This is a genomic window from Actinomadura monticuli (assembly GCF_041463655.1).
Lineage (GTDB): Bacteria > Actinomycetota > Actinomycetes > Streptosporangiales > Streptosporangiaceae > Spirillospora > Spirillospora monticuli.
In genome coordinates, this window is the sequence record NZ_JAXCEI010000004.1 from 352,405 (window position 1) to 366,788 (window position 14,384).

At 72.6% G+C, this 14,384-nt stretch carries 10 protein-coding genes; all 10 read right to left on the reverse strand.

What is annotated here, in order from left to right; genetic code table 11:
• Positions 1-24 precede the first annotated feature (24 nt).
• The 10 genes from SM611_RS10860 to SM611_RS10905 all read right to left on the reverse strand — a co-directional run bounded on the left by SM611_RS10860 (position 25) and on the right by SM611_RS10905 (position 14,271).
• A complete protein-coding gene (locus tag SM611_RS10860; protein WP_371949487.1) occupies positions 25-867 on the reverse strand; it encodes a GNAT family N-acetyltransferase in 843 nt (280 codons plus the stop codon).
• A 135-nt stretch (positions 868-1,002) separates the two neighbouring features.
• Positions 1,003-2,595, reverse strand: a complete 1,593-nt coding sequence (locus SM611_RS10865) for an alpha/beta hydrolase (RefSeq protein ID WP_371949205.1) — start codon at positions 2,593-2,595, stop codon at positions 1,003-1,005.
• A 152-nt stretch (positions 2,596-2,747) separates the two neighbouring features.
• Positions 2,748-4,349: an alpha/beta hydrolase gene (locus SM611_RS10870; RefSeq protein ID WP_371949206.1), complete on the reverse strand. Its 1,602-nt coding sequence runs from the start codon at positions 4,347-4,349 to the stop codon at positions 2,748-2,750.
• 286 nt (positions 4,350-4,635) lie between these two features.
• Positions 4,636-6,297 carry an alpha/beta hydrolase gene (locus tag SM611_RS10875; protein ID WP_371949207.1) on the reverse strand — a complete coding sequence of 554 codons (1,662 nt, stop codon included), beginning with the start codon at positions 6,295-6,297 and terminating at the stop codon, positions 4,636-4,638.
• Between the two features lie 291 nt (positions 6,298-6,588).
• Positions 6,589-7,782 (reverse strand): flavodoxin-dependent (E)-4-hydroxy-3-methylbut-2-enyl-diphosphate synthase, encoded by a 1,194-nt coding sequence (gene ispG, locus SM611_RS10880; RefSeq protein WP_371949208.1) that lies wholly within the window; start codon positions 7,780-7,782, stop codon positions 6,589-6,591.
• A 115-nt stretch (positions 7,783-7,897) separates the two neighbouring features.
• Positions 7,898-9,097, reverse strand: a complete 1,200-nt coding sequence (locus SM611_RS10885) for a M50 family metallopeptidase (RefSeq protein WP_371949210.1) — start codon at positions 9,095-9,097, stop codon at positions 7,898-7,900.
• Positions 9,098-9,136: 39 nt separating this feature from the next.
• Positions 9,137-10,354 carry a 1-deoxy-D-xylulose-5-phosphate reductoisomerase gene (gene dxr / locus SM611_RS10890; RefSeq protein ID WP_371949212.1) on the reverse strand — a complete coding sequence of 406 codons (1,218 nt, stop codon included), beginning with the start codon at positions 10,352-10,354 and terminating at the stop codon, positions 9,137-9,139.
• A 93-nt stretch (positions 10,355-10,447) separates the two neighbouring features.
• On the reverse strand, positions 10,448-11,494 hold the full coding sequence (locus tag SM611_RS10895; RefSeq protein WP_371949214.1) for a sensor histidine kinase: 1,047 nt from the start codon (positions 11,492-11,494) through the stop codon (positions 10,448-10,450).
• A 680-nt stretch (positions 11,495-12,174) separates the two neighbouring features.
• Positions 12,175-13,434 carry an ABC transporter substrate-binding protein gene (locus tag SM611_RS10900; RefSeq protein WP_371949215.1) on the reverse strand — a complete coding sequence of 420 codons (1,260 nt, stop codon included), beginning with the start codon at positions 13,432-13,434 and terminating at the stop codon, positions 12,175-12,177.
• 468 nt (positions 13,435-13,902) lie between these two features.
• Complete coding sequence (locus SM611_RS10905; protein ID WP_371949217.1) at positions 13,903-14,271, reverse strand: hypothetical protein; 369 nt, start codon at positions 14,269-14,271, stop codon at positions 13,903-13,905.
• Positions 14,272-14,384 lie beyond the last annotated feature (113 nt).

Here is a 14,384-nt window from a genome sequence, read left to right on the forward strand (position 1 = left end):
ACGCAGCGACAAGCCGGGCGCGGCTCAGAAGAGGATCGACATGAAGGAACCGAGTTCGCCGAACCCGACCCGGCGGTAGGCGGCCCGCGCCCGCGTGTTGTAGTCATTGACGTACAGCGAGACGGTCGGCGCGACGCTGCGCAGCGCCTCCCGCACCACCGCGGACATCCCGGCCACCGACAGGCCCCGGCCGCGCAGGTCGGGCGGCACCCACACGCCCTGCACCTGGCAGGCGCGCGGGGTCACGGCGCCGATCTCGGCCTTGAACATGACGCGGCCGTCCTCGATGCGGGCGAACGCGCGGCCGTCGCGGATCAGTTCGGCGACGCGGGCGCGGTAGAGGACGCCGCCGTCGCCGGAGTTGGGCGACACCCCGACCTCTTCGGTGAACATCGCCACGCAGGCGGGGTAGACGATGTCGAACTCCTCCATCCGGACGCGCCGGACGCGCGGGTCGGCGGGCGCGTCGGGGACGGCCGAGGTGGCCATCACCGGCTGGGACGCGCGGACGGCCCGCGGCGGCCCCCAGTACGGCGCGAGGATCTCCCACAGCTCGCCGACCGCGTCGACGGGGCCGACGATGGACGAGCAGCGCCTGCCCTGCGCCTGCGCCCGCTCGGCGAACGCGCGGACCGCCTCCGGACCGGCCGCGACCGGGATCAGGTTGGCGCCCGAGTAGCACAGCGAGACGAGCCGCCCGTCGCGCAGGTAGCCCCACATCTGTGCGCCGAGGCGCCGCGGGTCGAGCCCCGCGGCGTGCACGCGCGAGCTGACGAACACGTTGGACACGGGGTCGGCGTCCAGGATCGCGAGGGCCTCCGCCCGGTACCGGTCGTCCAGCACGCGCACCGGCATCGAGCCCAGCATGCGCATGGCTACCGGCCCCTGCGCGGGAGCGGTCCCCGTCCGGCCCTCACCACTGAAAGCTCCACGTGGACAAGCCTATGTGCTCCGGGACGCGCGCACCCCCGCGGGATCGATACCGGCCGGGCGGGGGCGGGTTCAGCGCCGTGCCGCCGCCCGTTCCGCGCGGTCGTGCCTCTTGCCCGCGGCGGGCTGGGGCGGCGGTCCCGCCTTGCACGTCGCGTCCGCGCCGGGCCGGTTCGGGGGCAGCCCGCCGCCGGCGAGGTAGGCGGCGACCTTCCCGTCCACGCACGTGTCACCGGACAGTGCGACGCCGTGGTTGTGCCCGCCGGTCTGCACGAGCAGCCTGGACGTCGGGAACCTGCGGTGCATCTCCAGCGCGCCCGGGTACGGGGTGGCGGCGTCCTCGGTGCCCTGGACGAGCAGGATCGGCGGCAGCGACGCCGCGCCCCGCACCCGCGGCGGCGGGCCGCCCTGCGCGGGCCAGAACGCGCAGGGCGCGTTGTACCAGGTGTTGCTCCAGGTCTCGAAGCGGTAGCCCGTGCGGAAGAGGCGCTCGCTGTCGGCGTGCCAGCGGGCCCAGCCGCGCGGCCAGGCGGCGTCGCGGCACTGGACGGCGCCGTAGACGGTGTAGTTGTTCAGGTCGAGCCGCGTCGGCGGCTGCCATGCCTTGCGCAGCGGCCCGGCGTCGTGCCGGACGGCGAGCGCCGACAGGGCGCGCGCGTGCGCCGGCCAGGAGTAGTCGGCGTAGCCGTCGGCGAGGAACACGTCGTCCAGCTCCGAGGGGCCGATCTTCCCGTCGACCGGCTTCGCCTTGAGCGCGGCCCGCGCCCTGGCGTAGGACGCGGCGACCTTCTTCTCGGTGTCACCGAGCCCGTAGAGCCGGTGGTGGCGGGCGATCCAGGCGAAGTAGGCGCGGATGCGCTTCTCGAACGCCACGTTCTGGTCGAGGTTGTTCTCGTACCAGACGCCGCTCGGCTTGACGACGCTGTCGAGCACCATGCCGCGGACGCGTCCGGGATACATCGTCGCGTACACGGCGCCGAGGTAGGTGCCGTACGAGTAGCCGAAGTAGCCGATCTTCTTCTCGCCGAGGGCGCGCCTGATGGCCTCCATGTCGCGGGCGCCGTCGGCCGTCCCCATGTGCGGGAGGACCTTCCCGTACCGGCGGCCGCAGTCGCGCGCGTACGCGCCGGCCCGCGCCGTCCAGGCCCTCTCCTCCCGCGCGTTCGCGGGGATGGTGTCGGCACGCGCGCGGCCGGGGTCCTGGTAGGACGGGTCGCAGATCAGCTCGGGCCTGCTGGCGCCGACGCCGCGCGGGTCGAAGCCGATCCAGTCGTAGGACGCGGCGACCTCCGCCGGCAGCGACCGCTTGAAGAACGCGGGCAGGTCGCGCCCGTGGGCGCCGGGCCCGCCCCGGTTGAGCAGCACGGCGCCGCGGGACTTCGCCGCGGTGTGCCGGGCGCGGGTGAGTTCGAGCGTGATCTTCTCGCCCGCCGGGCGGGCGTGGTCGAGCGGCACCCTGAGGGACGCGCACTGCAGGCCCTTGAGCCGGGCGCCCTCGACCGGGTCCTTGTCCGGGCACGGCTTCCAGGCGAGGGCGGGCGGCTTGAGCACGGTCCGCGCGGCGGGGAGGGCGGCGGCCGCGGGCGCCGCCATGGCGGCGGCCCCGAGCGCGACCGCGGCGGCGGCCGTCCCGGCGGCGGTCCTTCTTCCAGCGTCGTTCAGCACCCCCGCTTTCTACCGGCCGGACGCCCGGAAGAGCGGGAACCCCGGATCGCGCGATTCCGTCCGGAACCGGGGGTCACCGGACCGAAACGAATCGCGGCGCGCCCGTCCCCATGCGGGGCGGGCACGCCGCGAGACGGCGTGCTGTCCGGGCCTTACCGGCGTCCGACCGGAAGGTCCTTGCCCGTGGTGCGGGCGGCCTTCAGCGACATGGCCGTCGGGTCCGGGTCGTTCAGCGCGGGGATCGCCGCGCAGGAGGCGTCCGGGCCGCGGCGGCTCGCCGGCAGCGCACCCGTGTCGAGGTACGCGGCGACCTTGTCGTCCAGGCAGGCGTTGCCGTTGAGCGTGTTGGCATGGGTCTTGCCGCCGACCTCGAACACGAGCCGCGAGGACGGGAAGACCTTGTGCATCTCCAGGCCGCCCGCGACCGGCGTGGCCGCGTCCTGGGTGGACTGGACGAGCAGCATGCCCGGCAGGTTCCGGCTGCCGTGGAGCCGGAACTCCGGCCCGCCCTGGAACGGCCAGAACGCGATCGGGGCGTTGAACCAGACGTTGCCCCACGTCTCGAACTTGTAGCCCTGCCGGTAGAGCTTCGCCGCGTCGTTGTGCCACTTGCTCCAGTTGCGGGGCCAGCGGGCGTCCGCCGCCTGGACGGCGTTGTAGACGGCGAAGTCGTTGTCATAGCCGCCGGTGTTGAGCCAGTCGAGCAGGCCCGCCGGGTCCTTGTCGTTGACCCACGCCGAGAGCGCCTCGGCGAACGGGATGTAGTAGCCGGTGTTGTAGCCGGCGCTCAGCACGATGTCGGTCAGCTCGGCCGGGCCGATCTCGCCGCCGATCGGGGACTTCTTGGCCCCGTCGAGCGCCTCGTAGTACTTGGCGCGGACGGCCTTCTCGGACGTGCCGAGGTGGTAGAGCGAGTCGTACTTGGCCATCCAGGCGAACCAGGCGCGGATGTTGCGCTCGAACGCCTTGTCCTGCTCCAGCTGGGCGTCGTACCAGACCGTCTTGGGGTTGACGTTCCCGTCCAGCACCATCCGCTTCACGCGGCCGGGGAAGAGCGTGGCGTAGGTGGCGCCGAAGTAGGTGCCGTAGGAGAAGCCGTACCAGCTGATCTTGTCCTGGCCGAGGGCGGCGCGGATCGCGTCGACGTCGCGCGCGGCGTCGGTGGTGCGCATGTGCGGCAGCATCCAGCCGAACTTCTCGGCGCAGTCCTGCGCGTACTTCTTCGACTTGGCGATCCAGGCGTTCTCCTCCTTCCGCGAGCTCGGCACGTAGTCGGGGCGGATCGGGTTGTTGACGTTCGGGTCGCAGGTCAGCGCCGGCTTGCTGGACCCGACGCCGCGGGGGTCGAACCCGATGATGTCGTACTTGGCCGCGACGTCCGCGTGGCCGACGCCGCCGATCCAGCGGGCGAGGGCCGGCGCGTACGCCAGGCCGGAGCCGCCGGGGCCCCCGGGGTTGACGAACAGGACGCCCTGGTAGTTCTTCTCGTCGGTGTGCTTGAAGCGCGACACCGCGATGGAGATCTTGCGGCCGTTGGGCCGGCTGTAGTCGACCGGGACCTCGACCTCGGCGCACTGGGCCTTGTTCATCGGGTCGTTGGGCCCGCTGACCTCGCACGCGCCCCAGTCGATGCCCTGCGCCGCGACCGCGGCGGTACCGGACCGTCCGGTGTCCGCGCTCGCTGAGACGGCGGCCACGGTGCCGCCGCCCGCCGCCGCGACCACCGCGGTCGCGACGAGAACGATCTTTCTCACTTGACCCCCTCAGATCGGCGGCTCCGGATGCCCCGTCATTGGGCCGGAGGGGGGAGCCACGCCGATGCATAGCGGATGCGGATTGCGTGGAGATTGTGGCGGTTATGTCGCTTATGACGGCAGTGCGCTGTGCGACTGGATGCGAAATCGTGACAAGATCATCGGAACTTCGTGACATCGCTGCGCGTTTGCCCCGATTTCGCACGGGCGGGCACCGGCCGGGCACGCGGAAGGGCCCCGGGGATCGCCTCCCCGGGGCCCTCGCGATGGTCGCCGCCGGTCCGCGTCAGCGGATGACGTCGGCCTCCAGACGCGCGGCGTTCGGCGCCGCGGTGCCGCTCAGCGTCCGGGCCGCCGCCTGCGACGGCGGGACCGGGTCACCGAGCTGCGGGACGTGCACGGTGCGCGGCCCAGGACGCTCTCCCCGCAGGAAGTAGGCGTCGAAGTAGGCGTCCACCTGGGCGGACCCGCGGTGCACGATGCAGTGCGTCCGGTCCCCGTCCTGGACGACCAGGCGCGAGCCCTTCAGCCTGCGCTGCATGTCCAGCGCGCCCTCGTACGGGGTGGCCGCGTCGTTGGTGGACTGGAACATCAGGATGTTGTCCGGCAGGTCCCGGGTGTGCCCGATGTTCACCGGCACGCCGGCCTTGGCGGGCCAGAACAGGCACGGCGCGTTGAACCAGGCGTTGCCCCAGGTCTCGAACGGGTGCTTGCGGTTGATCCGCGTGTTGTCGCGGTGCCACTTGGCCCAGCTCGTCGGCCACTGGACGTCCGTGCACTCGGTGGCCAGGTACATCGCGGTGCCGTTGTCGTCGGACTCGCCGGTCGTCGGGGCGCCGAACGTCCCGGCGAACCCGGCGGTGTCGCCGGTCTTGTAGGCGGCGAGACCGGCCGCGTAGCCGTGCCAGATGGCCTGGCTGCGGCGGTACCCGGCGTTCAGGATGACGTCGGTCAGCTCGTCCGGCCCGACGGCGAGGGTGTCCCCGCTGTCCGGGTCGGTGTAGTAGACCGGCTTCTTCTTGAGCGTGGCGCGCAGGTCGTAGAAGAAGTCGCGCACCTTCTGCTGCGTCGCGCCCAGGTGGTACACCGAGTCGTACTTGGCGATCCAGCCGAAGTAGTAGTCGATGTTCTTGTCGAATGCGACGTCCTGATTGAGGTTGGCGTCGTACCAGACGTCGGACGGGCCGACGTTGCCGTCCAGCACCATCCTGTCGACGTTCTTCGGGTACACGGTGGCGTAGGCCGACCCGAGGTAGGTGCCGTAGGAGGCGCCGTAGTAGTCGATCTTGTCGTTGCCCAGCGCCTTGCGCATCGACTCGATGTCGTTCACCGAGTCGATCGTCTTGACGTGGTTCAACAGCCCGATCTCGTCGCCCGCGGCGCAGTCCTCCGCGTAGCCCTTGGACAGCTTCAGCCAGGTGGAGACGGACTTCCGGTCACCCGTGCCGTAGTCGGGGCGCGGAGCGTTCGACCAGGTCGGGTCGCACCTGATGGCCGGGACGCTCATGCCGACGCCGCGCGGGTCGAACCCGATGACGTTGTAGGCGTCCCGCATCGGGGCGGAGTTCTGGGCGAACACCCGCGGGCCGAAGAGCGCGCCGCCGCCGCCGGGTCCGCCCGGGTTGACGATGATGTCGCCCTTGGCCTCCCCGCCGCCCGTGTGCGGCGTCCTGGTGAGCTGCAGCGTGATCTTCGTGCCGTTCGGCTTGGCGTAGTCGAGCGGCACCGACAGCTCGGCGCACTGCACGATCTTGGAGACCGGGTACAGGGCGTCGTAGAAGTCGTGCACCGTCTGGACGAAGTCCGCGGGGCAGGCGTGCCAGCTGACCGCGGCGGGGTCGAATCCTCCGGCCGTTCCGGCGGAGGGGCCCGCGGCCTGCGCGCTTGTGGCGCCGAGGCCGGTGAGACCGAGCCCGGCCACCGCGGCCACGACAACGATCCTCTTCACATATCCCCCTATCGTGCCGACTCAGGTTGAGTCAGACATACGGGTAAATGACAGGAGATTGTGACGCCCTTGACGCGAGCCGGGACAGGGCCCGTCGCAAGTGGATGCCGAATCGTGACAAGATCAGCGGAACTCCGTGACCCGTCCGGACGTTCCGGTCGCGGGGGCGGATACGGCCCCCCAAACGCACCTTCCAGGCACGCGTGAAAGGGCCCCGGGTTCGCACCCGGGGCCCTCTCAGCGTTCGCTACCGCGTCAGGTCAGCCGGCCCGCGCTCGGCCGGCCCATCGCTCAGCCGACCACGACATCGGCGCCCGGCCCGGTCAGCGAGCCGTCCTCGGCGATCTCGATGCCCATCTCGTCGGCGATGCGCATGGCCTCCTCGATCAGCGTCTCGACGATCTGCGCCTCGGGGACGGTCTTGACGACCTGCCCCTTCACGAAGATCTGGCCCTTGCCGTTGCCGGACGCGACGCCCAGGTCGGCCTCACGGGCCTCGCCGGGCCCGTTCACGACGCAGCCCATCACCGCCACGCGCAGCGGGACGGGGAAGTCCTTCAGCCCGGCGGTGACCTGCTCGGCGAGGGTGTACACGTCCACCTGCGCGCGCCCGCACGACGGGCACGACACGATCTCCAGGCCGCGCTTGCGCAGGCCCAGCGACTCCAGGATCGCCGTGCCGACCTTGACCTCCTCGACCGGAGGCGCCGACAGCGACACCCGGATCGTGTCGCCGATCCCCTCCGCCAGCAGGGCGCCGAACGCCACCGCCGACTTGATGGTGCCCTGGAACGCCGGGCCGGCCTCGGTCACGCCCAGGTGCAGCGGGTAGTCGCAGGCCGCGGCGAGCCGCCGGTAGGCGTCGATCATCACGACCGGGTCGTTGTGCTTGACCGAGATCTTGATGTCGCGGAAGCCGTGCTCCTCGAACAGCGAGCACTCCCACAGCGCCGACTCCACCAGCGCCTCGGGGGTGGCCTTGCCGTACTTCTCCAGCAGCCGCTTGTCGAGCGAGCCGGCGTTCACGCCGATCCGGATCGGCACGCCCGCGTCCGTGGCGGCGCGCGCGATCTCCCCGACCTTGTCGTCGAACTTCTTGATGTTGCCGGGGTTCACCCGGACGGCCGCGCAGCCCGCGTCGATCGCGGCGAACACGTACTTGGGCTGGAAGTGGATGTCGGCGATGACGGGGATCGGCGACTTGCGGGCGATCGCCGGCAGCGCGTCGGCGTCGTCCTGGGACGGCACCGCGACCCGGACGATCTGGCACCCGGACGCGGTCAGCTCCGCGATCTGCTGGAGCGTGGCGTTCACGTCGGCGGTGAGGGTGGTGGTCATGGACTGCACCGACACCGGCGCGTCGCCCCCGACCGGAACGTTCCCGACCATGATCTGCCGGGACGTGCGGCGGGGCGTGATCGGACCCTGCGCCCCCTGCCCGTCGCCGTCGCCGCGGACATTAGGCATTCCCAGTGAAACGCTCATCCCTCTCCTCTTACTTGCGGCCCCGTACAAAGCCTAAGCGCCCGGCGCGACTGACGTGACGGCACCCGGTACCGAACAGTGTGACCGTCCGGGTACTCTCGGTAAACATTTCCGGTCACTCCGGTAGCCGGAGCGGATTGAACAGGTCCGCGAGGATCAGCAGCACCCCGAACCCCACCAGCAGCAGGACCGCCAGGTACGTGAGCGGCAGCAGCCTGGTCATGTCGACCGTGCCCGGATCCGGCCGCCCCCGGATCCGGTTGACGCCCGCGCGCGCCCGCTCGTACGCGACGACCGCGAGGTGCCCGCCGTCCAGCGGCAGCAGGGGCAGGACGTTCAGCGCGCCGAGGAAGATGTTCACCGACACGACCAGCGACAGGAACAGGGCGACCTTGTCCCGGGCGGTGTCGTCGGACGAGAAGATCTGCCCCGACACCTCGGTCGCGCCGACCACGCTGCCGACCTGGCCGCCGGGCGTGCTCTCCCGCTCGGGTGAGAACAGCTTCGGTATCGCCGAGGGCAGGTCCGCCGCGACCGTGCCGATGCCCTGGAGCGTCCGGCCGATGGCGCGCCCGGCGAACACCGCGGCGTCCACCGGCCCGGCCCGGTCGTACCCGCCGCCGACGACCTTCGCGGAGATGCCGACGAACGGCTCCCCGCCCGCGTCGGCGAGCGTGACCGGCACCGTCAGCGGCCGCGCCGCGCCCGGCCGCTGGACCGCCACCCGCACCGTCTGCCCCGGCTTCGCCTTGTCGATCGCCTCGGTGAGGTCGTTCCAGTCGGAGACCGGGACTCCGTTGAACGCGACGATCCGGTCGCCGGCCCGCAGTCCGGCGCGCGCCGCCGGCGAGGGCGGACGGCCGCCGTCGCAGCCGTCGCGCATCGTGGCCGGGACGCAGGGCGACACCTCCTCGACCGTGCTGGACACCGTGCCCGCCCGCGGCATGCCGATCGTCAGGGCCATCACCATGAGCAGGACGAACGCGAACACGAAGTTGGCGACGACGCCCGCCCCGATGACGATCGCGCGGCGCCCGGCGGGCTGCCGGAAGAACGCGCGGCCCCGGTCCGCCTCATCGATCTCCTCCAGCGGCGTGTAGCCGACGATCTTGACGAAGCCGCCCAGCGGGATCGCCTTCACGCCGTACTCGGTCTCCCCCCGCCGGGTGGACCACAGGGTCGGGCCGAAACCGACGAAGTACTGCGTGGCCTTCATCCCGAACCGCTTGGCGGTGAGCAGGTGCCCGCCCTCGTGGAGCATCACCGACGCCAGCAGCGCGACGACGAACGCCACCGCGCCCAGTAGGAAGGCCATCCGGGGGTCCCCTCGGGCTCGTTCCCGGGGGTTCCCGGGTCAGTCGGTTCCGGTCAGTTCCCTGCTCCTGGCCCGCGCCCACCCGTCGGCCGCGAGGACGTCGTCCAGCGTCAGCTCCCCGGGCGTGCCCGAACCGTGCTCCTCCACTACCCGCGCGACCGTGTCGACTATCCCGAGGAACGGGAGCCGTCCCGCGCGGAACGCGTCCACACATTCCTCGTTCGCGGCGTTGTAAACGGCGGGCACGGTCCCGCCCAGCTCACCGGCGCGCCGCGCCAGCGCGACGGCGGGGAACGCCTCGTCGTCGAGCGGGAACAGCTCCCAGGTGTGGGCCCTCGTCCAGTCGATGCCGGGCGAGGCGTCCGGGACGCGGTCGGGCCAGTCGATGCCGAGCGCGATCGGCAGCCGCATGTCGGGCGGGCTCGCCTGCGCGAGCGTGGCGCCGTCGGTGAACTCGACCATCGAGTGGACGACCGACTGCGGGTGCACCATGACCTCGATGCGGTCCATCGGGACGTCGAACAGCAGGTGCGCCTCGATGACCTCCAGGCCCTTGTTGACCAGGGTCGCGGAGTTGATCGTGACGACCGGGCCCATGTCCCACGTGGGGTGGTTCAGCGCCTGCTCGGGCGTGACGTCGGCCAGCTCCTCGCGGGCGCGGCCGCGGAACGGGCCGCCGCTCGCGGTCAGCACGAGCCGCCGCACCTCTTCTGCGCGCCCGCCGCGCAGGCACTGCGCGAGCGCCGAGTGCTCGGAGTCGACCGGGACGATCTGTCCCGGCCGCGCCCGCTCCTTGACCAGCGGGCCGCCGACGATGAGCGACTCCTTGTTGGCGAGGGCGAGCGTCCGGCCGGCGTCCAGCGCGGCGAGCGTCGAGGCGAGGCCGAGCGCGCCGGTCACCCCGTTCAGCACCACGTCGCACTGCCAGGCGGCGACCTCGGCGACCGCGTCCGGCCCGGCGACGATCTTCGGGATGGCGAAGTCGCCCGAGGCGTAGCCGCGCCGCTTGGCCTCCGCGTAGAACGCGAGCTGCAGCTCCTGCGCGGCGGACGCCTTGGCCACCGCGACGATCTCGGGCCGGAACTCCAGCGCCTGCTCGGCGAGCAGCCCGACCCGCCCGCCGCCGGCCGCGAGCCCGGTCACCCGGAACCTCCCCGGGTTGCGGCGGATCACGTCCAGCGCCTGGGTGCCGATCGAACCGGTGGAACCGAGGACGACCACCTCGCGGGCGGGCGGCTCGGGGCTTGAGGGAGACATCACCGCTCCATTCTCGGGCATCGTCCCGCTCAGGTCTGCCCCGCGTCGCGGGCGCGTGCCGATTCCCGGCTGCGCGCGTGCGCGTCCGGCGTGTCAGCGGGCGAGCGGCAGGCGCAGGACGAGGCGGGCGCCGTGGGCGCCTTCGGCGACGTACAGGCCGCCGCCGTGGGCGATGACGATCTCCCGCGCGATCGGCAGGCCGAGGCCGCTGCCGCCCTTGTCCCGGCTCCTCGCGGAGTCGAGCCGGGCGAAGCGCTCGAAGACGCGGTCGCGGTCGGCGAGCGGGATGCCGGGGCCGTCGTCGTGCACCTCGACGACGGCCTCCTCGGCGTCCGCGCGCACCTCGACCTCGATGCGCGACGCGGCGTAGCGCTCGGCGTTGGCGAGCAGGCTGAGCACCGCGCGGCCGAGCCGCCGCCGGTTGCCGCAGACCAGGACGGCGGGCTCCGCCTTGACGGTCGTCGGGAGGCTGGGCGCGAGCCGCGCGACCTCGGCCTCCACCAGCGTCCCGAGGTCCAGCCGCTCGCGGAGCCGCCGGCTGCCGGAGTCGAGGCGGGTGAGGACGAGGAGGTCATCGACGATGTGGTGCAGGCGGTCGACGTCGTCCAGCGAGTGCCGCAGGGTGTCCTCGATGTCGCCGCCGGGGTCGTCCAGGGCCAGTTCGAGGCGGGTGCGCAGGCCGGTGAGCGGTGTGCGCAGCTCGTGCGAGGCGTCGGCGATGAACGCGCGCCGCTGCTCGGCGGAAGCCTCCAGCCGGTCGAGCAGTACGTTGACGCGGCCGGCGAGCCGCTCGGCGTCGTCGCCGGTGGCCGGGACGCCCACCCGGCGGCCCAGGGCCGTCTCGTCGAGTTCCGCAAGCTCCGCGAGGAGGCGCTCCACCGGCAGCATCGTCCGTGCGACGGCGCGCCGGACGCCCCAGGCGGCCAGGGCGATGGCGACCACGCCCAGCACGGCCGTGACGGCGACGAGGACGCCGGCGCGGCCGACGTCGGCGAGCAGGAGCAGCACGACGTCCGCCACGACCACCGCGGCCACCAGCAGGAAGCCGAGCACGGTGGCCGTGACCAGCATCACGCGTGCCCGCGCGGAGCGGGGCCGGTGCGGCCGGACGCGCGGAAGACCGCCCTTCCGTGCCGACATGTCTCCTTTGTACGCAACTCGCCACCAAAGGACGGCAAAGCGCCTGGCCGGTGGGCGCATAGCCCTGGTCCGCGGAGTCCCCCGGCCGGGCCGGGCCCGGCCGCTTCCGACCCGCGCCCATAACCCGGCTCCCGCACGCCCCCGGAGACCGACACGTGAGGCTTTGCCGCCCTTTTCACCTTGGGTAACGATGGCAACACCCGCCCCCGCCTATAAAGGAGTCACGTGAAGGCGACTCCCTTCAGGGGGATGGGACATGGGCCGGACAGGCGAGCCGTTGGTCGACCCGGACGGGCTGAGCGCAGCCCAGCTCCTGGGCGACGCCTGCGTCGTCTGCCGCAAGAAGTGGCCCCGGCCGCGCGTCCGCGTCGGCCGCCTGCCGGACTCGTCCGGGGTGTTCGCGTGCGACGACTGCGCACCCGCCCCGCCGGCACCCCGCCCGCGGCGGGGCCCACGGGAGCCGCGCACGGACGCCGGACGGACGGCCGCCGGGCCGCCGCCGGCGAAGGCGGCGGGCCTGGAGTCCGTCGTCGTGGAGGTCTCTCCAGGGAGGAGGGTGACCCGGGCATTCGGGGGGAAGCCCGGGACCACCCCGCAGGCGCGCCCGGCTGGGGGCGGCCGGGCGCGCCGGAGAGACCTTTAGGGGCCGACCCGGCCCGCCGCCGCGGCCGAGCCGTTCACTACGGCTTGGCCTGCGGCTTCACCGACTGCGGCCGCGTCGCCTCGATCCAGGTCTTCGTCCACTCGGCGTAGTCGGTGCAGTCGTTCTTCTTCGACTTGCCGCCGCACGCCTTCGACGGCGCGTGCGCGAAGATGATCTTGTCGAGGTGGTTGCGGTCGCCCACGTGGTAGGCCGCGCAGAACCCGGACCGCAGCCGGTCGCCCGAGCACGCCTGCGGGTTGGCGGGCGCCACGCCGGTCCACTCGGCGACCTGCTGCTGGACGTCCGGCGACGCCGTCCACTGCAGCCACTGGTACATGCAGTTCGGGTGCTGGGCGCGGGCGCCGATCATCCAGGCGTCCATCCAGCCGGTCACGCCCTCGGACGGGACGACGCCCCGGACGGGCCGGCCCGCGCGGTTCAGCACGTCCACCTGGTAGGGCCACGCCTGGCCCAGCACGGCGCGTCCGCCCGCGAACGCGCTGACCGCGTCGGCGGGCAGCTCCCAGTACTCCTCGACGTGCTGGCGCTGCCTGGCCAGCACGCGCCCGGCGGCGGCGAGCTGCTTGTGGGTCAGCGAGTACGGGTCGCGGATCTTGAGCTTGCGCTCGGCGCCCTTGAGGTAGAGCGCGGCCTCGGCGATGGCGAGCGGGCTGTCGCGCATGATGATCCTGCCGGAGTGGCGGCGGGCCTGCCCCGGGTCGAAGACCGCGGCCCAGCTCGCCGGCGGCGGGACGGTGCGCGAGTCGTACATGAGGAGGTTGGACCCCCACACGTACGGGATGCCGTAGTGCCTGCCGTCCCGCTCCAGCAGCCCGCGGAGCTTCGGCTCCAGCTTCTTGTAGCCGTCCACGAGGTCGGTGTTGACCGGGACGACCTGCTTCTCGGCGATCAGCCGGCCGGCGACCTCCGGCGGCGCGGCGATGCCGTCGTACCGGCGGTCCTCGTCGCGCATGAGGCCGGCCATCTCCTCGGGCGTCTTCGCCACCTTCAGGCCGACCTTGCAGCCGGTGCGCTCCTGGAACGGGGTGACCCAGTCGACGCGCGGGTCGGTGCTGCCGCTCTCGATGGAGCCGGGCATCGCGACGAGGTTCAGCGCCCCCTCGCCGGGGCCGAGGGTGCTCGCCACCTTGGCGACGCCGACCGGCTCGTCCGCGTCCTCGCTGCAGCCGGCGAGGCCCGCCGCGGTGATCGCCGCGGCGGCCACCAGCGCCGCCGCCCTGGCCCGAGCCGCCCCGGCCCGCGCCACCGTGACCCGTGCCGTGGCCGTCCGCCGCATGTCGCTCCCGATCCGTGCCCAGGGCCCTCCCCCTCGTGAACGGGCCCATCGGCGCAGCGTAGCGTGTCCGGCCCGGCGGGACGGCCGGTACCCGCCGGGAGCGGGCGCCGGCGGGCCGCCCGCGCCGCCATTCCGGTCGCGGCGGCGGGCGGGCGCGATTCGATCGGCGGTTTCCCGCGCTTTTCCTTCCGGCTGGCACCGGGACGGCGGTCAATTACCGAAGACCGCGACCCGGTCCCGCGGCCGCGCTGTTTCTTGGAGGTAAGAAGCACCTGACCATTGCCGCACCATTCTGTGCGGCATTTCGGACGGGGCGTTAACGGAGAAACCGCCGGGGCCCCGGAGGACGGCTGGGTGCTGGCGTCCGCGCCATACACGGAGGTTGCTGGAGAGGGATATGGCGCGGGCTGCCGTCCTACCGGGACCGCGGCGGCACCGGCGGGCGTGGCGAGGGTGGGGAACAGCGGATCACCGTGCGGTGCTGCCCGGCCACGCGATCACCGGTACCCGGCCGAACGGCGACGGTGTGACGCCCTCGAGACGGAGGAGGTTCGAGGGACGCCGCACGTCCGGCCGGGTGTCGCGGGACGGCCGCGGGCGGCCGTGGGACTGGAGTGCCGGCCGCTCCGCCGGCGGGCGCCGCGGCGCGGCGCGCGTGACCACCTCGATCCGTGCGATGAGCCGTTGCGGGGTGTCGGCCTCCAGGAGGTCGCCGACGTCGCGGTCCTTGGGCGGCAGTGCCCACCAGTGGCCGGTGCACAGGCCGAACCAAATGGTCCAGCCCGGAAATCGCCTTCCCAGCGCGTCCACCTCTGCGGCGTGGTCGCCTGCGGTCATAGCGCGGCTCCCCTTGACTGCCCACCCTGACTTTTCAATTTCGCCCCAATTAATTGAGACAGTCAGATTGTGTCGCCGGACACAGAGCCCGTCAATGGGTGTTGGCATTATTC

What these genes read in the sequence shown, in the direction of transcription:
- SM611_RS10860 (WP_371949487.1), bottom strand. Translation starts at nt 867, where the DNA reads ATGCTGGGCTCGATGCCGGTGCGCGTGCTGGACGACCGGTACCGGGCG.
- ispG (WP_371949208.1), bottom strand. Translation starts at nt 7,782, where the DNA reads ATGAGCGTTTCACTGGGAATGCCTAATGTCCGCGGCGACGGCGACGGG.
- SM611_RS10885 (WP_371949210.1), bottom strand. Translation starts at nt 9,097, where the DNA reads ATGGCCTTCCTACTGGGCGCGGTGGCGTTCGTCGTCGCGCTGCTGGCG.
- dxr (WP_371949212.1), bottom strand. Translation starts at nt 10,354, where the DNA reads ATGTCTCCCTCAAGCCCCGAGCCGCCCGCCCGCGAGGTGGTCGTCCTC.
- SM611_RS10895 (WP_371949214.1), bottom strand. Translation starts at nt 11,494, where the DNA reads ATGTCGGCACGGAAGGGCGGTCTTCCGCGCGTCCGGCCGCACCGGCCC.
- SM611_RS10900 (WP_371949215.1), bottom strand. Translation starts at nt 13,434, where the DNA reads ATGCGGCGGACGGCCACGGCACGGGTCACGGTGGCGCGGGCCGGGGCG.
- SM611_RS10905 (WP_371949217.1), bottom strand. Translation starts at nt 14,271, where the DNA reads ATGACCGCAGGCGACCACGCCGCAGAGGTGGACGCGCTGGGAAGGCGA.